Raw genomic sequence first — 24,156 nt, 5'->3', positions numbered from 1 at the left:
TTCTAAACACTTATTTAAAAAGAAAAAAATAGAAAAAAAACTGATTTTCTTAAAACTTTTATTAAAAAAGAAAAAAATAGAAAAAAACTCAATATTAAACAATTATTTAAAAAGATAAAATATAGAAAAAAACTGATTTTCTTAAAACTTTTATTAAAAAAGAAAAAAATAAGAGAAGAACTTAATCTTCATCTTCAATGTCACATGGCTTGATCCACTCTTCATCTCCTTTTACAAGAGTTTGAATTGCATCTACAATGCAATGAGGATTCCATCCAACCACTGCATCAGCCTTAGCCACTATTTCTTCTAAAACATATTCTACACCAAAAGAACGAACAAAAAGAAGAGGAATGCCATATTCTTCTGATTTATTTATTAAATCATCACAAATATCCTTATTATCATGATAAAGACATATAACAATACAATTACATCCATTTCCTTAAATAACTCTTCAGTTAACTCATTATCTTGAGTATTGTACTCATTCCATAAGAAATCCTTTTGGCTGTTAATACGTTCCATATAGAAATCATATTCATTATAGGAATCTATCCCCTTTGATATTAAAAGATTATAAACCTTCTTTTCATTATTTTCATTTGACATGTAATCACTTTTAAACTTAAATAAATTAAATAATTAGAATTGATTAAGGAAATTGAATTAATTAAATAAATTAATCCATTAATCCATTGACCAAATAATCATTAAACAATAATTATAATAATTATAACAATAGTTATATTGAATTTTAAAAAAAATATAAGAATCATTTATCTAAATTGATTCTTTCTGTAGCAGTATAAAGGTTAAATCTATCTCCACGGACAAATCCAACCATAGTGATATTTCCCTTTTCTGCAATATCATAACCGGATCCTGCAGGAGCTGCATTTGACACTAAAATAGGAATGCCGACCCTAACAACTTTTATAAGCATATCTGCAGGCATTCTACCACTATAACATACATAGCATTTTGATAAGTCAAATCCAGCCTTAGCAGCTGCACCAATTACCTTATCAACTACCACATGACGACTTACATCTTCACGGGTAATGAATTCATCCCCATAAACCAATTGGGCAACATGGACACTTCCAGTTTCCTGCCATATTTCAGCTTTTGCAGTAAGCCTTTTCATGTTTGCAATTATTTCGCTTGCATCAACCACCAAGTCAGATTCAACAGGTTCAATGGATTTGAGTTCAGTTCTCCATCCTCCTGCGCTATCAGACATTACTCCTTGATATTCAAGGAGTCTGCATGCACAGGCATGTTTAGCTCCACCTTCCCTTTCCTGAACCAAATCATCACTTTCAAGGTCTATTTCTGGAGTATGCAAATGAGTAGTCTTTATGATAACCTTCTTGTCATCAACTTCAATGCTTTCTATCTCATCAACAGATTTGACCAATCCGTCTCCTAAGCAGTATCCCACTGCAAAATCCTCTAAATCTGCAGGATATGTGGAAAACTTCCTTGGCTGCAGGAAGTCAATGTAAAAATAGATGTTTTCATCTTCAACTGTTTCTTCCTCTACCTTTTCATATTTTCCATTTTCCCATCTAATCGCAGGAATTTTCTTAATAAACTCCATTTCCTCACCTTAAAACAATAAAATCTGAATAATAATCTAATTTTTTATAATGCAATTCCATATTATCATAATTCAAATAAAATCTGAATAATAATCTAATTTTTTATTATGCAATTCAATATTATATTAATTCCAGTATTATTTATAACAATAGTTATATTTATAAATTTACATTAAAGTAACTTGAATTAACTTGAATTAAATTTTATTTAAAACTCCAAAGCTTTCTTCAGCTTCCCTTTCAGATGCGATTCCAACAGAAACCATATCTGCAAAATCCAATGTATTAAAGAAATCGAAAGCTTCCTCTGGCCTTTGTATACCAACTGCTAAAATCTTATTTATAATCACTTTCTTATATATTTTCTCAAGAAGTGAACTTAATTCCTCTTGCTTATCTGCCCTAAAGTCAGGAACATCCATCATATATCCAAGCTTGTTTACAGGAATCATATAAAAGTCAAATAAGCTTTTGTCTTCAATAATTGGTGAATCTATTAATTTTTCAGATGTTTTGAAAGGAAAAGAAGTGATTATTCCAGATGGAACTCCTGCATCATTGATTGCATCCAATATTTCAGTGATGAAATCCCAATCATAAGTGTCTATTAGAAACTCATCAACAAGCATCATTGAATTGTCAAACTGTGCCAAGTTTTCAATGTCTTCCTTCCATGTCGCTTCCATTTTCGCCTGATTATAATTTGGCATGACATAATCCATTTCTGTCTTTCCTATAGTAGAAACTGCCTTCATTTCCACACCATTGTCACAGGCTATTTTGTATGCCTTTAAAAGATTCTCCTTATTAGCTAAATTTATGGATCTGACTCCACATTCATATGACTTTTCAATGATCTTGCTTACATTATTTGGATTTCTAAGCAAGTCTAAATTGTATAAACGAGTCCTATGACCAAAATAAGCATCTGCAAGAAATGGAGCATTTCCTAAAACCACTCTTGGGATTGATTTTCCTTTAAATTCTAAATCTTCATTAAAAATAATAAACACAACCTAAAGTGAATTAATAAATTTTTTTAAATTTTAAATAATCATAAATCTAATATTTTAGATAATTTTAAACTAAAATTTTTGAATAATTATAAATCTAAATATTCTAAATTATCATAAATCTAAAATTTTTTAAATAAATTATAAATCTAAATAAAATTTTAATTAAATTAATTATTATATTTATCGAAAAATAGCCACATCAATAGAAAAGAAAAAATAGCAAAGTTTGAAAAAAGAGTTAAGAAATTAAATTAGCACCTTTTTAATTTTTTTCTTTCAAAATAAGTCTATTTATTATTCGGATGCAAAGCAATCTCTTTTAAACAGTATTCTTCTTTCCAAGATTCCACATTTTGTATTTCATCGAAAAATATAAATGTGAATAAGATACCTATATATGGCCATTTATGTCTGAAGTCAAATCGAAGACAAGTTCATATAAATCAAATTGATGACAAATATTTTGATATTCTCCAGAGTCAAAGTTGATTAAAACGATGGTTTATTCATTTATTTTGCTTCCCAATAATTCATCAATAAAGAGCTAGAAAGATTAGGCTGCTTCAAGACCTAACTTCAAATATGACCTGTATAATATCCCTATCTTTAAGACATCTCAATTTTTCCATATATAAATCTCTTTGAGCCATAAATTCTATCCTTGACTTTTTAAAATAAGTTAAAAAAAAGAATTAATCAAAAAAATAGTCTAAAAAAAGGAAAAAATTAAAAAAAATAGTCTAAAAAAAAGAAAAAAATTAAGAAATGAAAAGTTTACTTCATTTCTTAAAAAAAGCAGAGTATAAATGTCCAATAGAATGAAACGAGGGCAGCAATAGGCTGATTGGCAGGTGATAACATATCATCCTTTTTAGGTGAATCCTTTACAATGACACCACTAATGAAATCATCACCCTTCAAAACTATAGTACCATTGTTTCCAGTAATGGATTCTTCACCTATAGTTTTTTTCACAATTCCTGTTTCAGGAACAAATTCAATGTCAGATGAATTTATGACATTATCTATTGGAGCAAATTTGGTTTCATTACTACGAAGAGCCTCTGCAACTGCTTTAGCAATCTTAACCTTTTCCTTATGATCCATTTCATTTATATTTGATTTTACATCATTTTTGATAGAAGGGAACTTATCTTCAGATAAATTCACATATGTGTCAGACTTCCTTCCCCTTTCGGAAACTATTTTGTCTTCAACCACTAAAGCGTGATTACAATCTTTTTCAAAACCATTATCAATGGATTGAACAGAATCCATCAAACCAATGTCCAAATTAGCTTGTTCAACAGTACAATTATCCACATCACATGCAGATACTACAGATATGCCCATTAAGGCAATTAATACAATACATAAACATAAAATTCTTTTAATCATATTATCATATCAAAAATATAAATTCTCTCCACCAAAAGCTAAAAAAAGAAAAAAATAATAGTGTAAGTAAAATATTATTTTGCTTAAATTAATTATTTTTCTTAAGTTGTTCACATATCAATGATTTAATCATATCTTCGGAATCAAAAATTCCAAAGACACTTAAATATACTTGATGATTATCATATATTTTGATATCCTTTCCAGATATATGTGCTACAGACTTCTCTAGTGGCAAATATTTTAGATTGTAAAAATCATCCACCCTTATAGGGAATGCAAAATCAATACTGAAATCTTTAGCACCTAAAACATCAACGGTTATCTTGCAGGTGTAATATCCATCAGTGAGACATAAAGGGAAATCCCCAAAAATTACACCATTTTTTATGAATTCAGTTAAATTAAATTCCTTTGAGTATCTAGTTGGATAACCATCCCCTATCTCTGAACTATAAGTTCGATAACGATCAGATTCATTTAGATAATCATTATTATAAAAACCAACGTACCATTTTAGCACAGTTGAGTTAACGAAATTACTTTTCATATATGGACAATTAGGATTTACTTTCAAGATTCCAGTTTCAGGATTAAAATCAAGGGCAATTAAATCTTTGTCCTTAACTTTTGAAAGAAATGTACCTGAATCAAAACTGTATGGTTTGATATCCACTACTAAAGAATTCAAATCCATGTCAGATAAATTTGTATCATTGTTTTCAGAATTCAAATCCATGTCAGATAAATTTGTATCATTGTTTTCAGATTCAGGTAATTTCTTAACTTCTTTCACGATATTGAAAAAATCCAAATCCATGTCAGATAGATTCATATCCTTATAGAATGGAACAAATTTGGTTTGATTACTACGAAGGGAATCTTCAACTGCTTTAGTAATCTTAGCCCTTTCATTATAATTCTTATTGCTTATATTTGATTTAACATCATTTTGGATGGAAGGAGAATTATCTTCAGATAAATTTACATATGTCTCTTCATCCATTCCACTTTCAGAAACAATATTACCTTGTAGATCTAAAACTTGACCATCATCTAATCTAACACCACTATTAAGTGAATGAAATGAATCCGGCTCAAAATGCACAAAGTTTGAGTTGTCTATTGTAATATTATCTGCATCACATGCAGATACACAAGACATGCCTAAAAAGGCAATCAATATAAAACATAAACATAATATTCTTTTATTCATAATATCATCCCAAAAATACTAAAATCTACTTGACAGCTAATTGTAGTATCCATATATTTCGATAAGTATACACCACAGATGTTTGTATACTTCATTGAGTATACATTGCAAATATTTGTATACACCAGTAAATAGATTGAACAATGTCATATATAAATGTTTCCAAATGCAAGTACTTGCTTAGATGATTTAAAGGAAGTATTACCATTAATTTCTAAATTAAACAACAAATTATTAAATATTTGATGAATAAACTAATAATAAACTTAATTTAATCAAAAAATAAGCTAAAAATAAAATAAAATAAAATGAGTTTGTAAAAAAGTTTAGGCTTAAAATAATAATATTGATTTTTACTTTTAAAGAAATCTAATAAAATTAAAATAAGCCTATAAAATTTTACAGCCTCAATAAAATAAAAAATTAGGCTTTGTTGAAATCCTATAAATTTATATAAAAATTTTTAAAAATTACTGTTAAAAAGATTTAAAATAAAATTTTAAAAAAGGTTTTCAACAGCCCCCAAAAATTAATTAATTTAAGATAAAGTAGTATTACTTAAATTATTAATAGTAGCTAAATCAAATGAACGCATAACTGTATATAAATATCTTGCCATATCAATACGATATGCATCTTTTTGTGCACTAATGATCTTTTTTACAGTAGGCAAATATTGTGCAGATCCATATAAAAGAAACTTAGGGTCCTTTGAGTTAAATACAGTGAAATCCTTTCCATATACATGAACTATTGACTTCTCCAATGGCCTATATGTTACTATATTACCATGATTGTCAACAACTACAGAAAATTCGAAATCAACGCTGAAATCAATGCCTACAGCTTTATCACGTAACACATCAATGGAAATAAAGCATTTGTAAATTCCATCACCATAAGCTGGCAAATTCATACCAACTATGTAATCTGATACATTAATGGTATCGCCTATTCTATTTCGATGACCCTCACCCATCTGCCACATAACACGGTTGTTTCCCTTGCTATCCCCTTTGAGGTATGGATTATTATCTAAAAGGATATGCCATTTTACAGGAGCGCTTGAGTTCATATATGTTGTATTCATATATGAACAATTCTGATTTACTTTCAAGATTCCTGTTTCAAGATCAAAATCAAGGACAAGTAAATTTTTATTCATAAGTATTGGCAGGAAGTTCTTTGAAAAGTTATTCTTTTCATCTTTAGCTGCATTAATAATGAAACCATTATCCTTCAAGTCAATTGCACTTTCATCAACGCTATCTAAAGAATCATTATCCTCATTTGGAATGGAAATGCAATTGTCTTGAGAGACATCTTCATTTAAATCATCTACCACTTCACCTTTAGAATCAATATCATCCATTTCTTCTAAACAAAGAAAGTCCTAAATTAGAGTCTACAACAGTAGAATTATCTGCATAACAAGCAGATACACCAGATATGCCAATTAAGGCAATTAGCACAAAACATAAGCAAAATATTCTTTTTTTCATTTTATCCTCCTACAAATATAAATTACTTAAAATATTTTTTGAAGGGTTTGAATTTTATCCACCCTACAAATAAAAATTACTAAAACTATTTTTAAAACGGCTGAAAATTTATCATCCCTATGAAAATAAATGACTTAAACTATTTTTTGAACGATTGAATATTTTATCCTCCCTATGAAAATAAATGACTTAAACTATTTTTTGAACGATTGAATATTTCGATTAATTTTTCCATATCACAAAATGCAAATTTTTGTTCCTTAATGACCTTCTCTACTTTAGGCATATAATGATTACGTCCACGGAAAAGGAACATTGGGTCTTTTGAGTCATATATTTCGATATCCTGTCCAGATATATGGACTGTTGACTTCTCCAATCCAAAATATTTTACATTATTAGATTCGTCATTAACTATAGGGAATTTGAAATCAACGCTGAAAGCAGTGTTGAGATCATCATCACGGAACACTGTAAGGGACAATATGCATTTTAAATGTCCTTCAGTGGCATAAGGATAATAACAACGATCTTTTATGCAAGCTGTTAAATTAAATTCATTAGACATGCAATTTGGATAACCTCTCGCTGTTTCAAATGCATAATAGTTAAGAATTCCATATTCCTCCATGTAGTCACCATTATCTAAATGGACACACCATCTCATTGGAGTACTTGAGTTAATAAACTCTGTATTCATATATGAACAATTCCTATTTACTTTCACCATACCTGTTTCAGGATCAAATTCAATGGCAAATAAATTTTTATCCACAAGTCCTGGCATGAATGTGTTTGGAATTTTACTTTTTGCATCTTTAGCTGCATTGATAATGAAACCATTATCCTTCAAATCAATTGCACTTTCATCTACACCATCTAAAGGAGCATTATCTCCACTTGGAATGGAAATACAATCCTCTTGAGAGACATCTTCATTTAAATCATCTACCACTTCACTTTTAGAATCAATATCATCCATTTCTTCTAAAGCTTCAAAGAAAGTCCTAAATTAGAGTCTACAACAGTAGAATTATCTGCATAACAAGCAGATACACCAGATATGCCAATTAAGGCAATTAGCACAAAACATAAACATAATATTCTTTTATTCATTTTATCCCCCACGAATATTACCTGATTATACTTTTAATTTTTATTTTTATTTGAATATGCTCAACCATAATTTTAATTAATTAAAAAATGAAAAAGGAAAAATAATTTAAGATAAAGTAGCATTACTTAAATTATTAATAGTAGCTAAATCAATTGAACGAATAACTGTATTTAAGTATCTTACCAAATCATTACAAAATGCGAGATTTTCCTCTTTAATTATCTTATCTATTTTAGGATTATAATACAAACGTCCATACCTCATCATAATGTCGTTTGAGTCATATATAGTGAAATCCTTTCCAGATACATGGACTATTGACTCCTCTAATCCACAATATTTTAGATTATTAAAGTCATCAACAACTAAAGGAAATATGAAATCAACGCTGAAATCAATGCCGTAATCTTTATCACGTAAGACATCAAAGGATAAATTGCATTTGAAATGTCCATCAGTGTAAAGAGTATCCAAACAATGATCAGTTATACAAGCTGTTAAATTAAATTGATTAGATATACAATTTGGATAAGCATCCCCTATCTCAAACCCATCATCACAATAAGTATGATATTCCTTTTGGTAGGCATGATTATCTACACAGACATGCCATAATACTGGGGCACTTGAGTTAATATATGCTGTATTCACATATGGACAATTCTGATTTACTTTCACGATTCCTGTTTCCGGATCAAATTCAATGGCAAATAACTCTTTATTCACAAACACTGGCATGAATGTGCTTGGAATTTTACTTTTTGCATCTTTAGCTGCATTAATAATGAAACCATCATCCTTCAAATCAATTGCACTTTCATCCACACCATCTAAAGAGGCATTATCATCATTTGGAATGGAAATGCAATTGTCTTGAGAGACATCTTCATTTAAATCAGATATCATCCCACTTTTAAAATCAATATCATCCCTTTCTGCTGAAGAGACATCCCCATTTAAATCAGATACCATCCCACTTTTAAAATCAATATCATCCCTTTCTTCTAAAGCTTGATCATTAAGCAATTCAAAACCATCATCAACAGATTGAACTGAATCCGCCAAGGAAAGTCCTGAATTAGAGCCTACAACAGTACAATTATTTGCATGACAAGCAGATATTCCAAATATGCCAATTAAAGCAATTAGCACAAAACATAAGCAAAATATTTTTTTAATCATTTTATCCTCCCACAAATACATCACAACAATACTTTTAATTAAAATGTATACATTTTGTGTATTTTGAATACATAATAACTAAAATTTAATTGAAATGTATACTTTGTAAGTAATTGCATACTTATAAAAATAGATTGAATAATCACCTATTTAAATATTATCGAAAGCAAGTGCTTGATTACATAATTTAAAGAAATATATAAGTATTGATTATAGATTAAAGAACACCCAATTAACTATGTTATATATAAACCAAATTGATTTATTTAATTTATTCTTCCATAAATAGTCCCAAATCATAATTTTGATTGAAAATGTATACTTTATGAGTATTTGAACACATAATAGTCATAATTTTAATAAAAAGGTATACTTTTTTAAATTTTGTATACTTAAATAATGGATTGAAGAACCCATCATTTTAATGTTTTCGAATACAAGCATTGGCTACAAGATTTATTAATTTAATTATCCCATTAATCGAAAAATGAATAAAATTAAAAATTTTATATATTTCAAAATAAATAATATTACTAAATATCAAGTATTGGCAATTAAATCGAGAATTGAATCAAAGATTAAAATACCCGGATTAAAATAATCTAAAAATCACATAACTAAAATAAATAAAAATTAAAATTAAAAAAATATATTAAAGAGGAATAAGATGCCACTTAAAAAGAATATTGGAGAGTTTTTCTTAACTAAAAGCCATAGCTATAAGTTTTACAAGGATTCATACGATTCAAATAAAAAGAACTTGAAAAAACAGGAAAAGGAAAGTAAGAAATTAAGGAAAGCAAACAAAGAGCTTAAAGAGCAAATGAAGATTCGTGAAAATTCAATTAATTATTTGCTTAATGGAGGAGAAGTTCCAGATAAAATAGCTAAATACTGTCCGATATGTAAGAATATAAATTATTATAAGCCTTATGGAGTTCCTCCAAGAAATGCTATGTGTCCAGTATGCGGTTCATTGGAAAGAGATAGGTTTTTCCAATTGGTTTTAAATCAAAAACTTCCAAATATCTTTGATAAGCCATGCAAGATTTTACATTTGCTCCTGAAAAGCTTTTATACAAATTTTTCAGCGAAAATGACAATATAGACTATTATCCTGTTGATTTTATGCCTGAAATCTATATCGAAAGAAATATCAATATTAGGGAAAAGGTGAATATGGAAGAGATCCCATATGAAGACAATACATTTGACTTTATCTACAATTCTCATGTTTTAGAACATGTTCCCGATGACATTAAAGGAATGGAAGAGCTTAGAAGAGTATTGAAGGAAGATGGAGTTTGCATTACAACTGTTCCACTATCCCCTATTCCTGAAACATTTGAGAAGGAAGAGTACAATACACCAGAGCTAAGATTAAAACATTATGGTCAAAGAGACCATTTAAGAAGATATGGTGATGACTTTAAAGACAGATTAGCATCTGTTGGCTTTGATGTAGATGAAGTTTTAGTTAAAGATGTTATGAGTGATGAAAATAAAAGAAAAGTCTTTGGTTTGCTAGAGCATGAAAAGGTTTTCATATGCAGAAAATAAGTGAAAAAATAAATTATAAAACTTAAAAAAATAGTTTTAATAAAAAAATGAAAAAAATACCCATAAAACTTAAGAAATAGCAAATACAGACTTAACAAAACTTAAAAAATTTTATAATAAAAAGGATTAGGAGAATCAAATCATTCTTCTAATAACCTTTCCACTTCTTCTTTGTGTTCAAACAATACACAGCCACCTTCATGATCATCTAAAAGAATGCCACCATCACGAAGGGACTTGAATAATTTAGAATCCAATGCATCAAGAAGACTTGAATCCCTAACATTGATGTCACTGTAAGGTGAAGCAGGGCAAGGTTCTGCACCTCCATGAGAGTTTATATGGAAAAATCCCCTTCCTGCAGCAAGACAACCGCCAGATGTCTTTTCATCACCTGGGAAAGATAAAAACAATACATCATCATATTCCTTTCTTAAGACTTCTATTTCATTCAACAATAAATCCCTTTCATCATCTCCAGGAGCCAGATCAACGGTATCCTCATTGACTGGAACATATTCAATGAAAAATATTACCTTGCATCCCAAGTCTCTTAACTGATTTATATAATCTCTTGAAAGGAGATTGGATAGATTTCCTTTTGTAAATGTAAGTGAAGCTCCAAAGATTATATTTTTCCTTCTCATCAAATCCATTGAATTTAATAGCTGAGAGTAAACCCCTTCTCCTCTTCTTGCATCTGTTTTATCTTCATCTCCTTCAATTGAAAATATTGGAACAAGATTTCTGTTTTTATCAAAGAGCCTTAAATAATCCTCAGTAATCATGGTTCCATTTGTAAATATAGGGAAAAGGATTTCATCAAATTGGCTTGCTTTGACTATGACATCTTCCCTAAGCATTGGCTCCCCCCCAGCAAGAACAATAAAGCTTATTCCCAAGTCCTTTGCCTGATTGAAGATTCCTTCCCATTCATCACCGCTAAGCTGATTCAATGGAGCATCATCATTGCATGCATGATTTGCCCTTGAATAGCATCCTGCACAATGGAGATTACAGCTGCTTGTAATGCTTGCTATTAAAAAAATAGGGATGTTTTGGCCTTTTTCCTCATATTTCTGTCTAATTTTAGTGGCCTTTTTAGTATGCTTTGCAAACTTTGCTAAAAATAAGCTTTCCTTAGGATTTTTAAGAGAAGCACGAATAGCATCCTTTACAAGGATTTCTGCACCATTAGCCAAATATTCCTGTAAATTAAAATTATTTTCCATTGATTCCTCTCCTTAAATCCATAAACTGCTATCCCATTTCATCTTTACACAATAAAATAAGAAATAGGGCATATGCTTCCACTCATCATATACATTTGCCAAAGTGTTTTTTAGAAATTCATACTTTGAACAGTTTTACTTTATTTCCTTATTGGATTATTATTTAATTATTGGTATATAAACATTATTAAATAGGAAAATAAATTAATATAAACTGATTATTATTTAACTATTGATAAAAAACATTATTAAAAGGGAAATAAATCAATAGAACGGATTATTATTTAACTATTGATAAAAAACATCATTAATTAGAAAAAATGATTAATGAAAAAATATTCGGATAAAAGAAAAAAAGAACAGTGAAAAATTGAAATCTAATGAAAATAAAAAGAGAGAAAAATACCAAGCAACTCAAAATATCTATTAGACCATAACTTTATTAAGATTATTTAAATATAATATCTTATATGAGATTCTTAATTATATCAAAAAAGGAAAATTTCAATAGCGATTTAATCAACAATGAGCTATTGGATTCTGTTAATGCCCCTTCATTAATAGCTAATGGCTCCATTAAAAGAGAGTTCAATAACATTATAGTTTATTTATACACATATAATATGGTCTACAATGAAAGAGAGGATTTTTCATACGCATTCACAGACAATGAAATCAATTTTGTAAATGGGCTCTTTGCCATTGAAAACTCATATGAAGAAAACAATGTACATAACATTAAAAAAGCAATTGATGAAGATAAGCTGATATTGGGAAATTATCAAACATTCTATTGCAACAGCGATGGAAATGGCTACTTCAAATCATCATTATCTGCTGTTCACCCAATATACTTTTATGAGGATGATAACTGTGCAATCATATCAAATGAGTTAAAACTAATTGTAGACGGCGTTAAAAGCTTCCAAGAGCATAAATTTGTAGATTTATATGACATTGAATTTATCAGAGACATAAATAGATTCAGCCAATGGTACGCTGGAGAAGATAAGAAAAGCTATAGAAACACTATTTTTAAAAACATATCAAGATTATTCCCTTTTGATGATATAAACCTTAAGAACGGCCAATTCGAAATAAAGAGAAATTCAGAAATCATTATTCCAGAATGGTTTGAAAAATTATATTTAGAGGACAGAGAACAATTTTATGACAGATACTATTCCTATTTAGAGAATTATGCAGATATCTTTTTCAAAACCATTTCAGAAAACCTTAGTCAAATCACGGTAGGATCAACTGGAGGCTTTGATTCCAGATTATCCCTAATGATGCTTGCTAAATTCTGTCCAAAATATGACATTAAGATTCAAGCAGTAACTGATGGATTGCCAAATCACCCTGATGTCATACTTGGCGAAGAGGTATCCAAATGCTTAGATGTCGATTGGGTCAACAATAGCTATGGGGAAAATGAGTTAAGGTATTTCCCATCATCATTAAGTGAATTTGCATCTACATTTTATATATCACAAGGAGAATTTGACTCCCACGATGCTATTGAAGATTATTCAAGGGAATATCTTAATCCTACTGAATTTTATCAGCATGGAAATGATTTATACAAGCGTGAAACTATTGAAACATTGATGAACATATCCAGATGGTCTTCAAGAAGGAGATTGTCCAGAGAAGAATTCTATTTCCCATTGTTTGGAACTTGCCTTGAATTATGGATTGCCTTTTTAAATAAAAAATATAACGAATTCACCTATAAGGACTTCATTTACAATGTTTTAAAAAGAGGAAATCCGAAACTCTTGGAAATACCATTTGCCAATGACAAATTGCCTCAAACTGGTCTGGATGAATTTAATGTTGAGGGATATGAGGACAGCAGACATATGGAAGAGCCATTCCTATGGGATTATAACTTCATACATGATAAATTAGACCCTCTCTTAAAGACAGAATTCATCAACAAGGATGAAAATCATGACAATATCATGTCAAAATGTGGAATCACCTCTTTAGATTACTTCATTTTAAGGGATCATTTGACAGCATTAAATGAAGACTTATCAGATGATAAAAAAATGAAAAAATTAAGAAAAACAAGAAACAATGCATTCTATCCATTGAAAAGAGAATTCATTGACTTGAAAAAACATAAGACAATTTATCATTTTAACAAGCTTTTCCTATTAATTGATTGTGCAGCTGCTGCAGACTTCAATTCATTTGAAAGCTTGGAAAAGGCTAGCAACTTTAACTTAAGTGATGACAAATTGGAAACTGCTGAAACATACTACAAAAAGATCAATGAATTAAAGGAAGACAATGAAAGCCTTAACAAAAAGATTTCCAATTTAAAAAAGGAAAACAATAAGCTTAAAAAGGATTTGAATAAATCCAAGAAGAAAAATGAGGAAATAATGTCTTCAAAAAGTTGGAAGTTGACATCTGTATTTAGAAAAAAATAAGAAACAAAATTAAAAACCAAACCCAAAAAGTTGGAAGTTGATATCTGTATTTAGAAAAAAATAAACAAACAAAGTTAAAAACCAAACCAAAAAATAGAAAAAACCAAGCAAAATTAAAAACCGAATCAAACTTCGAAAAAAATAGAAAAAATAAAATGGAAAGGAATAAACCTATTCCTTTTCAACTACAACAGCTGTACCATATGCTAAAACTTCTTGCATATTTTGGGATATGCTGTCTGAATCCATCCTCATGGTGATGATTGCATTTGCACCTAATTCCTTAGCGTGTTCAATGCAACGATTAATGGACTCATCTCTGGATTCTTCCATCATTGTAACATATTGCTTGATTTCACCACCGAGCAATCCTTTTAAACCTGCACCGATATCTCCACCAAGACCCCGTGCACGTACGGTCAAACCATATACGAATCCTTTTTCTTCTACAATTTTGTATCCTGGAATATGATCAGAACTTGCCATAGGAAACTCTTCTATACTTACCATAATTATTCCTCACATTATTTTTAATGAATTTTTAATGAATTTTAAATTAACATAAGTTAATCAGTATAATATAGTGTTATTAAATATATAAACTTTATTAAATTAACATTAAGAATTTTAAGCTAAAACCAATATTGAAATCATTAAATAAAATTCAAATAAAAAGGAAAAAATGATAACTGGAATAAGGAATTTCGTACAATTATTTAAATATAATGTTAACTATAGATAATAATATTATAAACTATCTGATTTACATATAGTAATATTATTTTTTAAAAATTAGGTATTTTATATTAAATTTATAATTTAAACACTTTTATAAATTGAATATTCAAAAAACAGACAATAAAATTGGAATTATTCCATTTATAAACTTATTAACTTTTTAAATTAATTTTAACTTATTTCAAGAAAGAATGGTGAAATAATGAAGGCATTAGTCGCAGATGCAATAAATGAAAAAGGAATTGAAAACTTAAAAGAAGTTTGTGAAGTTGTTGTAGATACAAGCATAACCCCTGAAGAATTACTTGAAACCATTGGGGAATATGATGCAATTCTTATAAGAAGCAGAACTAAATTGCCTGCTGAAGTAATTGAAAAGGCAGACAATCTTAAAATCATTGCAAGAGCAGGTGTAGGTGTAGACAATGTTGATGTAAATGCAGCTACCAAAAAAGGTATTATGGTAGTAAATGCACCTGAATCCACTTCAATCACTGTAGCAGAACACACAATGGGACTCATCTTAAGTACTATCCATAAAATAGCTATCGCTGACAAATCCACTAAAGAAGGAAAATGGGAGAAAAAGGCATTTATGGGTATGGAACTTAGAAACAAGATCCTTGGTGTAATCGGTATGGGAAGAATCGGATCCCAAGTGGTAAACAGATGTAAGGCATTTGAAATGGATGCAATTGCATACGACCCGTACTTACCTCCTGAAGTTGCTAAAAACATGGGAGTGGAATTATACGAAGACATTGAAGATGTCTTGACAAGAGCAGATGTAATTACAATTCACGTTCCATTAACTCCTGAAACTGAACATTCAATTTCAACTGAACAATTCAAAATGATGAAGGACACTGCACTTATCTTTAACTGTGCACGTGGTGGTGTCATTGATGAAGATGCATTATACGAAGCATTGAAAAATGGAGATATTCTCGGAGCAGGACTTGACGTATATGAAGAGGAACCTGCAACCAACAACAAATTATTCGAATTGGACAATATCGTATGTACTCCCCACATTGCAGCATCAACTAAAGAAGCTCAAAGGGATGCAGCTATCATTGTAGCTAATGAAGTAATCACTTTATTCAAAGGAGACATGCCTAAAAACATTATCAACATGCCTCGAATGAACAGCAGTGAATTTGAAGAAACCAATAACTATTTAGAGCTTTGTGATAAGTTAGGAAGCTTCATTTCCCAAGCTACAAGCAGCCCAATTAAAAAATTGGAAATTACCTACAAAGGAGAAATTGCAAAACTTCAAAACAGAGAATTATTCACAAGAACCATTCTCCAAGGTATATTAAACCCAATCACTGAAACTGCAGTTAATGCAGTAAATGCTACCAGTGTTGCAAAAGCAAGAGGAATCAGAATCACTGAAGCTGTAAGCGATGACGCTGAAGGATACGAAACAATGATCAAGGTTACCGCTAAAACCAAATCAGGTACAATGTCTGCAGATGGTACCTACTTACACGAACCTAAAATCATTAAGGTAAACGGATATTGGGTAGATGTAAAACCTGAAGGAAACATGTTCATTGCAAAATACAAAGACATTCCTGGAAGCATTGGTGCAATCGGAACCAAATTCGGAGAACAAAACATTAACATTGGCATCATGCAAGTAGGAAGAGACTCCACTGGTGGAGAAGCTGTTATGATTCTTACTTTAGATGAACCAGCTACTAAGAAAGCTGTTGAAGAAATCAAATCATTAGAAAATGTCTATGATGCAACCAGCTTAAGTCTTTAAGTAGAATAGTTAATTAAAACAATCATTAGAATTCAATTGAATTCTAATCTCTTTTTCTTTTTTTAAAATTTAAAAAATAAAAATAGCTTAAAAAAATACTCTTTTTTAATAATAATAAAAAAATGATTGAAAATAACTCTTTTTAAAAATTAATTAAATAATTAAAAAATAATTTAAAAAATAATAAAAAATAGCTTAAGAAATTACTCTTTTTAAAAAATAATAAAAATTATAAAAAGGGTAAAAATAACTCTTTTTAAAAAATAATTAAAAATAATAAATAATAAAAAAATAGCTAAAAAATAATAATAAAATAATAAAAAAATGATTGAAAATAACTGTTTTAAAAAAATAAAAAAAATAATAAAAAAATAGCTTAAAAAATAATAAATAAGCCTTTTTTTAAAAAAAGGAATTGATTACTCAAGATTTAATCATCTGAATCTTCTTTTCTATCGTTTCTAACTCCTTTTATAATAGGTTTACCATCCCTAAATTCAATGATAATACCTAAATTAGGGCTTTGACCATTTATAGGTTCTCCTCCAATCCTAACAACTCTTGGATTCAAGTCAATAGAACCTAAATCTTCATCAGATACATTATATGGATTGAAAGAAATATTTGAACTGTATGAATCAGATGAACTATTCAAATCATCAAACTCATGGGAATACTTATTGGTTTTCTCTTTATCATCATCAAAGTATGAAAAATCCTTATCCAAATCAAAGAAAGAGGGACTAAGTTCTTCATCTTCCTTTTCCTCAATCTCCTTTTTAATCTTTTTTAAATCCTCCATCATTGGATCCTTGTCTGGGTCGGAATAATGGCCAACTTCAAAGGTTGTTGGCATCCCATAAGCATCATAAGCCTTCATTGTCGCCAAAGAGTAAGGTTCGCAAACAATTATATGAAATGGCCCATGCTTGGAAAATGTGATTAAGTCAGCACGAGACGGGTTTGCACTTGGTCCAGGGTGAGAGTGTACAGAACCCCACTTTTTCTGACTTGGAGGAATCAGCCAATCATTGAAAGTGGCACTTGTATGAGACCTTTCACCAGGCAAGAACAGCAATCCAGTTATATAAAGGACCTTATCTTTCACATAACCGTCAAACATAGCTAAAAATTCATTAGGATACGATTTTTTAGAATAAAATATTACAGCATCAATCACTCCTTGATCAACACAAACCTTTTCAAATTGATTCTTCTGATTCATTTTAGATACCAAATCGTCAAATCCCATATTATCACCTTACTTTAGCTTTAAATAAATAGTTTCCAATTAATAGATAAGAGTTAATATAATACTTATAATTTTTCAAAAAATTCTGAACTGAAAATATCCAATTCATAGTCAACAAAAACTTCACTGCGAGTAGATACTGTCTTTTCCTGCTTTTTAGGATTGAAACCTTCAATTTCCCAAGACCTTTTATAAATTCCAATTCCTCTCTTTTTCCAAGTGTCAACATCATTAAGGTTTATTCCTCTTTCAAACAACAAATCATGAATGTCAGATGATTTCAATCCACTTATCTTTTCATTTGCCTCTTGTGTATCGTATTCCTTTTTCAGTGCCCAGATGCCATATCCATTGATGCAGTTTCTCCAACATTCATCTTGTCTCCATTTGAAGTAGTCTGATATAGATGGTCCATCTATTGGAATTATTCTTGAATCAAATGATATAGGAAATACAATATTCCTATCATTATCTGATAACTTATCCAGATTAAATTCATTAGAATAATCGTTTAACAAATAATATGTAAAGGAACTTGAAGCCACTGAGGCGAATACAGAATTGATCTTTTCAACTCTTCCAGAAAATGGAATCTCATCTAAAAGAATGCTGATTTCATCTGAAAATGTGTAAATGAACTTAGGTGCAAACTGATTGAAGATATCCAGGCAAACATTAGTGATTATCCTGTAAAAATTTTCATCATAAGGCTTTACAAAATTCAATCCCTTTGCTAAGCTATGAAATTTACGGCCATCCAAACGTAGGATGATATTGGAGTTCTTTGGAACCTTCATTGTCGAATAAATTTCATAATCCTTCATCATATCACCTAAATCATATCACAAAATAATAAAAATACAGATTAGAAAAAACAAAATCTTATTATGTTCCTATTGAGAAGCATTCGTTAAAGCTTTTCAATAATTTAATAGCTGAAAATGCTGCCAACATGCTTGTTTTTGGATTTGCAGCAAATGGGAAGTTTTCAGAACTTGTCCTGAATTCACCGAAGTCACCTTTGACAACCACTTCGTGAACATTCCTATCCACCTTAGGGTCTACAATAATCTTAACATCAATGTCCATATTGCAGGCAATGCTTAATGAAGCAGCAACATTAATGTTTACCGGAAACTTCTCAACAGCTTCTGAAGCTTTTCCTTCAAAGAGGATTTCCTCTTCCTCAACTTCTCTTCCTAATGATTTAGGTGCCTTTCTGGTAGTTAATGAAGCTTGTGTGATTTTACCAATTGATGCTGCCTTAATACCATCCAATCCTACAATCGCGCCAGATGGAGCATAAACTTTTGCCTTATTCTTTTGAGCTATCTTATGAACCTTTTCCTTAAATTCAATATCCATCAATGCGCCAACACTCATGATCATCAAATCGACGCCCTTTTCCAAGATAGACAATGCGATAACCTTTAAAGCCATTGGAGATGCGGCTTCAACAACCAAATCGACTTTATCCAACATGTCTTCAAAATTTATCACTGCAATCCCATTTGCTATTTGGGCAAGGTTTTCAGCTCTTTCCACATCACGATCATAGAAATATTTAATTTCTATTCCTTTTTCAGATAGGATCTCATTAACTATTGTATTTGCAATAGCTCCACATCCTACAATACCTACAATCATTAGTTCACCTCAGCTAATAATAAATTAAAAATTACTTTAATAATAGTTAAATTATAAATTGAATTTTGTTTTAATAATTATATGTTTATCCTTATTAATAATTAATCTTTATTAAATAAAAAACTATCTTAATTAAAAAGTTTTTAAAAACAGTTAACGAATATTATACCATAACAAAAATTGTGAAATTTGTAAACCATACATTATAAATTGTTAATAACATTGATAATAACAAGAAAAAATGAAAAATTCAGTTCATGAAAATAAAATAAAAAAAGAGAAAATTAAATAAATATGTTAATTAATCTGAAACTACATTTAGAAAAATAGGCTAATAATCAAAGGATATGGTAAAAAATCTCAAAGATTAAAAACATATTTAGTAAAACAACACTTATTGTTGTGGTATAGGAGCTTCTACAGGAGCTTCTCTTGGAGCTTCTCTAATAGGCTCAGGTCTAGGACGTGCTGAGATTTCTTCCCCCACTACTGGAGGTTTAGGTCTTTTTAAGTCCTGAGGATCAATTAACATTATGTCGCCAATAGCAGTGACTCTGTCAAACTCAATATTAAGTAAGCCTTCTTGGAAGGTTCTGCCGACATCTTCTTCTGGTACGAATTGGAATCCGCCTTTGAAGATATCTCTGATACCTGCTGTTTTTCTTTCAGGTTCTAAAGCTTTTACTTGAAGTCTTGAGATAGTTCCGTATCTTATATTGAGAACTACATCATGAACTTGACCTACATACTGTCCCGCTAATGTATATATATCTAAATCGTAAAGAGTTGAAACTTCTACCATTTTTTTCACCATAATAACTCAATAAATCAAAATAACATGTTTGATGACAATGTATCAAAACATTGCAAAATCCTTTAATTTTTCAAAATTTTAGCCTACAATGAATAAATTAATCATTAAATTATGAATTTTTTATTTTAGAAATTTTTAAAGAAATTCATATGAAATTCAACAATTAAACATTATATAAGCTTATTATATATTATATGTCTATCTGCTTATATAAATACTTTATGTTTTTTAAGTCTAAATTAAGTGATAAAATGAGAAATTAATAATAAAATTTAAAGAAAATTTGAAAATAATAATAAACTATTTGCAAAAATAAAAAAATAAGAAAATTTTTATATCAAACCCAAAAAATAAGTAAAATTTCATCAAAAAAATTTAAAAATTTCAAAAAAATGATAATATCATGATAATATCAAAAAAAAAATTCATGAAATCTGAAAAAAATGATAATATCCTTGTAATATCATCATAGAAACTATTTAAAGTAATAAAATTTACAATAAAAATATTAAAAAAATTGTAAAAATCAGAACATTTCCCAATTAGGAAAGTGAAAAAATAGAAAATGAAAATAGAATATTTAGAAAAATAAAAAATCAAAAAAAAATCTAAAATTAAAAAAATATGCATAAAATATTGAAAAAATAAAAAAAGTAAAAAATAGCATTGAACTTGTAAAAAAAAATCCATAACTAAAAAATAGCATTAAAAAAGTAAAAAAATAAAAAAAATCCATAACTAAAAAATAGCATTAAAAAAGTAAAAAAAGAAAATACTCTCAATAAATGAAAATATTTCAATCAAACTTTTGCAAGCCGAAGGCTTGGAAAAGTTTGGGATTAGTTGTCTAAAAAGTTAGTTATCATATTTTTGGTTTCATTTAATGATTCCATAGGTATACCATTAGGCATTTGACCTAATTCACCTTGAACTTCTTTTAAAATGCTTCCATTCATTCCTAAAAACATTCCTTCAGAAACAATGTCCATAAATGTTGCAGGAGGAAGCAAGGAAACTCCTACCCTATTGCCTTCCTTTACAGTCAAATCATTGGTGACTACCTTTAATGCCCTTTTTCCAAGATTTACATTACAGATCATTAAAGAATCAGCCTTAGGATGTTTGCTTACACTCATGATTTCTCCTACCATCACATCGATTCCGATAATCGGATCATCGATAGGGCCAAACTTGAATCTTCTTCTAAGGCCTAAAATGGTATCCAGGAAAAATCTGACCTTTGCAATATTCTCTTCAGTCTTTTCCCTTTCATCCTTTGGAGCACCATTCATGAATTTATGAGCCCAATCTTCGCCACCAAGGAAATTGACTATTCTGTTTGCCTTGTCTTCAAGCTTGTCAACATCTTCACAGTTGGCTAAGGTATCTCCTTCAAGATAACAGTAAAGCAAAGACTTTAAATCAGGTTCCATCTTTTTGGTTTCTTCAATGGCCCCTTTCTTATTCCAATTGCCTCTGAAACTTCCAGTCTGAACAGTCTTTAAAAATAATTCACGAGCATGCATAGCTATTAATATTCTATAATCTTTAGCAGTGTCCCACATGTTATCACAATTGATTAATAATTATAAAAATTTATTCAAATATAATAAAAATTAATTTAAATAAATGAAATTTCAATGATATATTTTCATATTAATATTATTTTAGTTCTCTTTAAATTAATACTTTTTTAATTATTTGCAATTGAAAGCAATCAACTCGGTTTTGCACACATCAATAATTATTTGCAATTGAAAGCAATCAACTTGGTTTTGCACATATCCTCAACTGCATATTTTATTCCTTCCTTGCCTATACCACTTGACTTGAATCCTCCAAATGGCATTGCATCTGTTCTGAATGTAGATTCCTTATTGATTAAAACAGAACCTGCATCTATTTCATTTGCACATCTTAAGGCATTGTGAATGCTTTCAGTAAACACTCCAGCCTGTAGGCCATATTGGGTATTGTTTGCCTCTTTAATTGCCTCATCAATTCCATCAACCCTAATTATAGGTGCAATCGGACCGAATGTTTCGTTTGCCACAATATCCATATCCATTCTTACATTGTCTAAAATGGTTGGCTCAAAGAAGCAATCCTTTCTGTTTCCACCAAGGAGCAATTCTGCACCATCTTCAATTGCACTGTTTACAGACTGTTCAATATTTACTGCAGAGCTTTCATTGATTACAGGACCAATGTCTGTAGACTCATCCATTGGATTTCCCATCTTCAATTTGCTTGCTTCCTTGACAAATAAGTCTATGAATTCATCTGCAACCGTATTATCCAAAATTATTCTTTTGACTCCTATGCAGAATTGACCTGAGAAAAAGAATGCACCAGATGCTGCTACACTTACCGCCTTTTCCATATCTGCATCATCAAGAACCACCAAAGGATCGTTTCCTCCAAGCTCCATAGTCAATTTCTTCATCCCTGCTCTTGAAGAAATGAATAAACCAGTAGCTACACTCCCTGTAAATGAAATCTTGTTAATTCCAGTTGACACAACCATTGCATCTCCAACTTCACTGCCATAGCCGGTTACAGAGTTTATTACACCATCTGGAAAATGATTGTTTATAATTTCTGCCAATCTTAAGGCAGCTAATGGAGCTTCCATGGAAGACTTCATTACAACAGTGTTTTTAGCTGCAATAGCTGGAGCTATCTTATGCAAGGCAAGGTTTACAGGATAATTGAATGGGGTTATTGCCCCTACAACACCAAGAGGAAGCTTTTTGGTGAATGCCAAAAATCTTGCATCAACAGGTCCAGTTGCATCTATAGGAACAGATTCTTAAACCGTGAAGACGAATCTGTACAAAACGATTCAGCGGTCCAGTTGCATCTATAGGAACAGATTCCCCATAGATTCTAGCCTCTTCAGCAGCAAACTGCAATGTTTCCACAGACCTTTGAAGTTCTCCAATAGCTTGTTTATATGGTTTTCCAGCTTCAGCTACTATAAGCTTTGCTATACTTACGCTTTCCTTTTCAAGTTCTTCACAAGCATTAAGAAGATTTATTGAAACTTCCTTTGCAGACAAATCATTCAATGCATTCTTTGCATTGTTTGCTGCTTCAACAGCATTATCAACATCAGTTCTGTATGCAATTGGAACAGTATCTACAATTTTTCCATTATATGGATTGATAACATCGTAATGGTCTGATTTATCTATAAATTCACCATTGATTAAGAATTTCATGTCATGACTCCCAAATTTATTTTAATTTTTCAATTCATTGATTTTTAAATAATCATTAAACTATTTGTTTAATTTTATTTTTAATTTTTCAAATCTTTGATTTTAAATAATCATTAAACTATTTGTTTTATTGAATAATAAAATTATTGAAATTTAGAAGAGATATCATTAAAGGAACTGTTTAAACTATTCATTTCATTGGAATCAATTTCATTTCCCAAATCAAGCAAATATGATTTATACATAGAAACGACAAGCAGGATAATAACAATGATTCCTCCAATGATTAGTATCAATTCAACAGAACCTTGCCCTTTACTATCAATAGAATCTAAAGGATTATCTTTGATAGATTTGAATAAGTTTTTCAAATTCATAATTACCTCCAACAACCAAATCATCAATAAGGATTGATTATAAGTTTGTAGGA

At 29.8% G+C, this 24,156-nt stretch carries 22 protein-coding genes and 1 pseudogene; 4 read left to right on the top strand and 19 right to left on the bottom strand.

What is annotated here, in order from left to right:
* Window positions 1-378 precede the first annotated feature (378 nt).
* The 10 genes from QZV12_RS09895 to QZV12_RS09850 all read right to left on the bottom strand — a co-directional run bounded on the left by QZV12_RS09895 (window position 379) and on the right by QZV12_RS09850 (window position 9,038).
* The gene (locus QZV12_RS09895; protein WP_295621075.1) at window positions 379-612 is read right to left on the bottom strand and encodes a hypothetical protein; all 234 of its coding nucleotides are present in this window, start codon (window positions 610-612) and stop codon (window positions 379-381) included.
* Window positions 613-775: 163 nt separating this feature from the next.
* Window positions 776-1,606, bottom strand: coding sequence for a formate dehydrogenase accessory sulfurtransferase FdhD (gene fdhD, locus QZV12_RS09890; RefSeq protein ID WP_295621072.1), 831 nt, complete (start codon window positions 1,604-1,606; stop codon window positions 776-778).
* 198 nt (window positions 1,607-1,804) lie between these two features.
* Complete coding sequence (locus QZV12_RS09885; RefSeq protein WP_295621068.1) at window positions 1,805-2,620, bottom strand: hypothetical protein; 816 nt, start codon at window positions 2,618-2,620, stop codon at window positions 1,805-1,807.
* A gap of 789 nt (window positions 2,621-3,409) precedes the next feature.
* Entirely contained in the window at window positions 3,410-4,021 is a 612-nt protein-coding gene (locus tag QZV12_RS09880) for a hypothetical protein (RefSeq protein ID WP_295621065.1), read from the bottom strand.
* Between the two features lie 88 nt (window positions 4,022-4,109).
* Window positions 4,110-5,237: a hypothetical protein gene (locus QZV12_RS09875; protein ID WP_295621062.1), complete on the bottom strand. Its 1,128-nt coding sequence runs from the start codon at window positions 5,235-5,237 to the stop codon at window positions 4,110-4,112.
* 538 nt (window positions 5,238-5,775) lie between these two features.
* Window positions 5,776-6,609, bottom strand: a complete 834-nt coding sequence (locus QZV12_RS09870) for a hypothetical protein (RefSeq protein ID WP_295621059.1) — start codon at window positions 6,607-6,609, stop codon at window positions 5,776-5,778.
* Complete coding sequence (locus tag QZV12_RS09865) at window positions 6,602-6,739, bottom strand: hypothetical protein (RefSeq protein WP_295621056.1); 138 nt, start codon at window positions 6,737-6,739, stop codon at window positions 6,602-6,604. Before QZV12_RS09865 ends, QZV12_RS09870 begins: the two co-directional genes overlap by 8 nt.
* Before the next feature lie 172 nt (window positions 6,740-6,911).
* Window positions 6,912-7,721: a hypothetical protein gene (locus tag QZV12_RS09860; protein ID WP_295621053.1), complete on the bottom strand. Its 810-nt coding sequence runs from the start codon at window positions 7,719-7,721 to the stop codon at window positions 6,912-6,914.
* 5 nt (window positions 7,722-7,726) lie between these two features.
* Window positions 7,727-7,855: a hypothetical protein gene (locus QZV12_RS09855; protein WP_295621050.1), complete on the bottom strand. Its 129-nt coding sequence runs from the start codon at window positions 7,853-7,855 to the stop codon at window positions 7,727-7,729.
* A gap of 106 nt (window positions 7,856-7,961) precedes the next feature.
* Entirely contained in the window at window positions 7,962-9,038 is a 1,077-nt protein-coding gene (locus tag QZV12_RS09850; RefSeq protein ID WP_295621046.1) for a hypothetical protein, read from the bottom strand.
* A gap of 667 nt (window positions 9,039-9,705) precedes the next feature.
* Here QZV12_RS09850 and QZV12_RS09845 point away from each other — a divergent pair.
* Both QZV12_RS09845 and QZV12_RS09840 read left to right on the top strand, forming a co-directional pair.
* Window positions 9,706-10,146 (top strand): hypothetical protein, encoded by a 441-nt coding sequence (locus QZV12_RS09845; protein WP_295621043.1) that lies wholly within the window; start codon window positions 9,706-9,708, stop codon window positions 10,144-10,146.
* Window positions 10,080-10,598, top strand: a complete 519-nt coding sequence (locus tag QZV12_RS09840) for a class I SAM-dependent methyltransferase (RefSeq protein ID WP_295621040.1) — start codon at window positions 10,080-10,082, stop codon at window positions 10,596-10,598. Before QZV12_RS09845 ends, QZV12_RS09840 begins: the two co-directional genes overlap by 67 nt.
* Window positions 10,599-10,738: 140 nt before the next feature.
* Here QZV12_RS09840 and QZV12_RS09835 read toward each other — a convergent pair whose 3' ends face one another.
* Window positions 10,739-11,830 (bottom strand): radical SAM/SPASM domain-containing protein, encoded by a 1,092-nt coding sequence (locus QZV12_RS09835; RefSeq protein WP_295621037.1) that lies wholly within the window; start codon window positions 11,828-11,830, stop codon window positions 10,739-10,741.
* Between the two features lie 470 nt (window positions 11,831-12,300).
* On the opposite strand from QZV12_RS09835, the gene QZV12_RS09830 reads away from it, so the two are divergent.
* Window positions 12,301-14,274: a hypothetical protein gene (locus tag QZV12_RS09830; RefSeq protein WP_295621035.1), complete on the top strand. Its 1,974-nt coding sequence runs from the start codon at window positions 12,301-12,303 to the stop codon at window positions 14,272-14,274.
* Window positions 14,275-14,445: 171 nt separating this feature from the next.
* On the opposite strand, the gene QZV12_RS09825 is transcribed toward QZV12_RS09830, so the two are convergent.
* Window positions 14,446-14,784 (bottom strand): heavy metal-binding domain-containing protein, encoded by a 339-nt coding sequence (locus tag QZV12_RS09825; RefSeq protein WP_295621032.1) that lies wholly within the window; start codon window positions 14,782-14,784, stop codon window positions 14,446-14,448.
* Between the two features lie 430 nt (window positions 14,785-15,214).
* Here QZV12_RS09825 and serA point away from each other — a divergent pair, with 430 nt between their 5' ends.
* Complete coding sequence (gene serA / locus QZV12_RS09820) at window positions 15,215-16,789, top strand: phosphoglycerate dehydrogenase (protein ID WP_295621028.1); 1,575 nt, start codon at window positions 15,215-15,217, stop codon at window positions 16,787-16,789.
* Between the two features lie 430 nt (window positions 16,790-17,219).
* Here the strand turns inward: serA and QZV12_RS09815 are convergent, their stop codons facing one another.
* The 7 genes and pseudogenes from QZV12_RS09815 to QZV12_RS09785 all read right to left on the bottom strand — a co-directional run bounded on the left by QZV12_RS09815 (window position 17,220) and on the right by QZV12_RS09785 (window position 24,103).
* Complete coding sequence (locus QZV12_RS09815) at window positions 17,220-18,041, bottom strand: Mov34/MPN/PAD-1 family protein (protein ID WP_295621025.1); 822 nt, start codon at window positions 18,039-18,041, stop codon at window positions 17,220-17,222.
* Window positions 18,042-18,106: 65 nt separating this feature from the next.
* Window positions 18,107-18,865, bottom strand: a complete 759-nt coding sequence (locus tag QZV12_RS09810; protein ID WP_295621022.1) for a tRNA(His) guanylyltransferase Thg1 family protein — start codon at window positions 18,863-18,865, stop codon at window positions 18,107-18,109.
* Between the two features lie 61 nt (window positions 18,866-18,926).
* Complete coding sequence (locus QZV12_RS09805; protein WP_295621019.1) at window positions 18,927-19,688, bottom strand: aspartate dehydrogenase; 762 nt, start codon at window positions 19,686-19,688, stop codon at window positions 18,927-18,929.
* A gap of 394 nt (window positions 19,689-20,082) precedes the next feature.
* Window positions 20,083-20,490: a PRC-barrel domain-containing protein gene (locus tag QZV12_RS09800; protein ID WP_295621016.1), complete on the bottom strand. Its 408-nt coding sequence runs from the start codon at window positions 20,488-20,490 to the stop codon at window positions 20,083-20,085.
* 851 nt (window positions 20,491-21,341) lie between these two features.
* Complete coding sequence (locus QZV12_RS09795; protein ID WP_295621012.1) at window positions 21,342-22,067, bottom strand: tRNA-binding protein; 726 nt, start codon at window positions 22,065-22,067, stop codon at window positions 21,342-21,344.
* Between the two features lie 179 nt (window positions 22,068-22,246).
* Window positions 22,247-23,726: pseudogene (locus QZV12_RS09790) on the bottom strand (lactaldehyde dehydrogenase).
* 143 nt (window positions 23,727-23,869) lie between these two features.
* Window positions 23,870-24,103, bottom strand: a complete 234-nt coding sequence (locus QZV12_RS09785) for a class III signal peptide-containing protein (RefSeq protein ID WP_295621009.1) — start codon at window positions 24,101-24,103, stop codon at window positions 23,870-23,872.
* Window positions 24,104-24,156 lie beyond the last annotated feature (53 nt).

This window comes from uncultured Methanobrevibacter sp. (genome assembly GCF_902769175.1).
Lineage (GTDB): Archaea > Methanobacteriota > Methanobacteria > Methanobacteriales > Methanobacteriaceae > Methanobrevibacter.
The sequence above is the reverse complement of the archived record's forward strand: the minus strand, read 5'-3'. Positions and strand labels throughout refer to the sequence as shown.

What these genes read in the sequence shown, in the direction of transcription:
- QZV12_RS09895 (WP_295621075.1), bottom strand. Translation starts at nt 612, where the DNA reads ATGTCAAATGAAAATAATGAAAAGAAGGTTTATAATCTTTTAATATCA.
- fdhD (WP_295621072.1), bottom strand. Translation starts at nt 1,606, where the DNA reads ATGGAGTTTATTAAGAAAATTCCTGCGATTAGATGGGAAAATGGAAAA.
- QZV12_RS09880 (WP_295621065.1), bottom strand. Translation starts at nt 4,021, where the DNA reads ATGATTAAAAGAATTTTATGTTTATGTATTGTATTAATTGCCTTAATG.
- QZV12_RS09875 (WP_295621062.1), bottom strand. Translation starts at nt 5,237, where the DNA reads ATGAATAAAAGAATATTATGTTTATGTTTTATATTGATTGCCTTTTTA.
- QZV12_RS09870 (WP_295621059.1), bottom strand. Translation starts at nt 6,609, where the DNA reads ATGGATGATATTGATTCTAAAGGTGAAGTGGTAGATGATTTAAATGAA.
- QZV12_RS09865 (WP_295621056.1), bottom strand. Translation starts at nt 6,739, where the DNA reads ATGAAAAAAAGAATATTTTGCTTATGTTTTGTGCTAATTGCCTTAATT.
- QZV12_RS09860 (WP_295621053.1), bottom strand. Translation starts at nt 7,721, where the DNA reads ATGGATGATATTGATTCTAAAAGTGAAGTGGTAGATGATTTAAATGAA.
- QZV12_RS09855 (WP_295621050.1), bottom strand. Translation starts at nt 7,855, where the DNA reads ATGAATAAAAGAATATTATGTTTATGTTTTGTGCTAATTGCCTTAATT.
- QZV12_RS09850 (WP_295621046.1), bottom strand. Translation starts at nt 9,038, where the DNA reads ATGATTAAAAAAATATTTTGCTTATGTTTTGTGCTAATTGCTTTAATT.
- QZV12_RS09845 (WP_295621043.1), top strand. Translation starts at nt 9,706, where the DNA reads ATGCCACTTAAAAAGAATATTGGAGAGTTTTTCTTAACTAAAAGCCAT.
- QZV12_RS09840 (WP_295621040.1), top strand. Translation starts at nt 10,080, where the DNA reads ATGCAAGATTTTACATTTGCTCCTGAAAAGCTTTTATACAAATTTTTC.
- QZV12_RS09835 (WP_295621037.1), bottom strand. Translation starts at nt 11,830, where the DNA reads ATGGAAAATAATTTTAATTTACAGGAATATTTGGCTAATGGTGCAGAA.
- QZV12_RS09830 (WP_295621035.1), top strand. Translation starts at nt 12,301, where the DNA reads ATGAGATTCTTAATTATATCAAAAAAGGAAAATTTCAATAGCGATTTA.
- QZV12_RS09825 (WP_295621032.1), bottom strand. Translation starts at nt 14,784, where the DNA reads ATGGTAAGTATAGAAGAGTTTCCTATGGCAAGTTCTGATCATATTCCA.
- serA (WP_295621028.1), top strand. Translation starts at nt 15,215, where the DNA reads ATGAAGGCATTAGTCGCAGATGCAATAAATGAAAAAGGAATTGAAAAC.
- QZV12_RS09815 (WP_295621025.1), bottom strand. Translation starts at nt 18,041, where the DNA reads ATGGGATTTGACGATTTGGTATCTAAAATGAATCAGAAGAATCAATTT.
- QZV12_RS09810 (WP_295621022.1), bottom strand. Translation starts at nt 18,865, where the DNA reads ATGAAGGATTATGAAATTTATTCGACAATGAAGGTTCCAAAGAACTCC.
- QZV12_RS09805 (WP_295621019.1), bottom strand. Translation starts at nt 19,688, where the DNA reads ATGATTGTAGGTATTGTAGGATGTGGAGCTATTGCAAATACAATAGTT.
- QZV12_RS09800 (WP_295621016.1), bottom strand. Translation starts at nt 20,490, where the DNA reads ATGGTAGAAGTTTCAACTCTTTACGATTTAGATATATATACATTAGCG.
- QZV12_RS09795 (WP_295621012.1), bottom strand. Translation starts at nt 22,067, where the DNA reads ATGTGGGACACTGCTAAAGATTATAGAATATTAATAGCTATGCATGCT.
- QZV12_RS09785 (WP_295621009.1), bottom strand. Translation starts at nt 24,103, where the DNA reads ATGAATTTGAAAAACTTATTCAAATCTATCAAAGATAATCCTTTAGAT.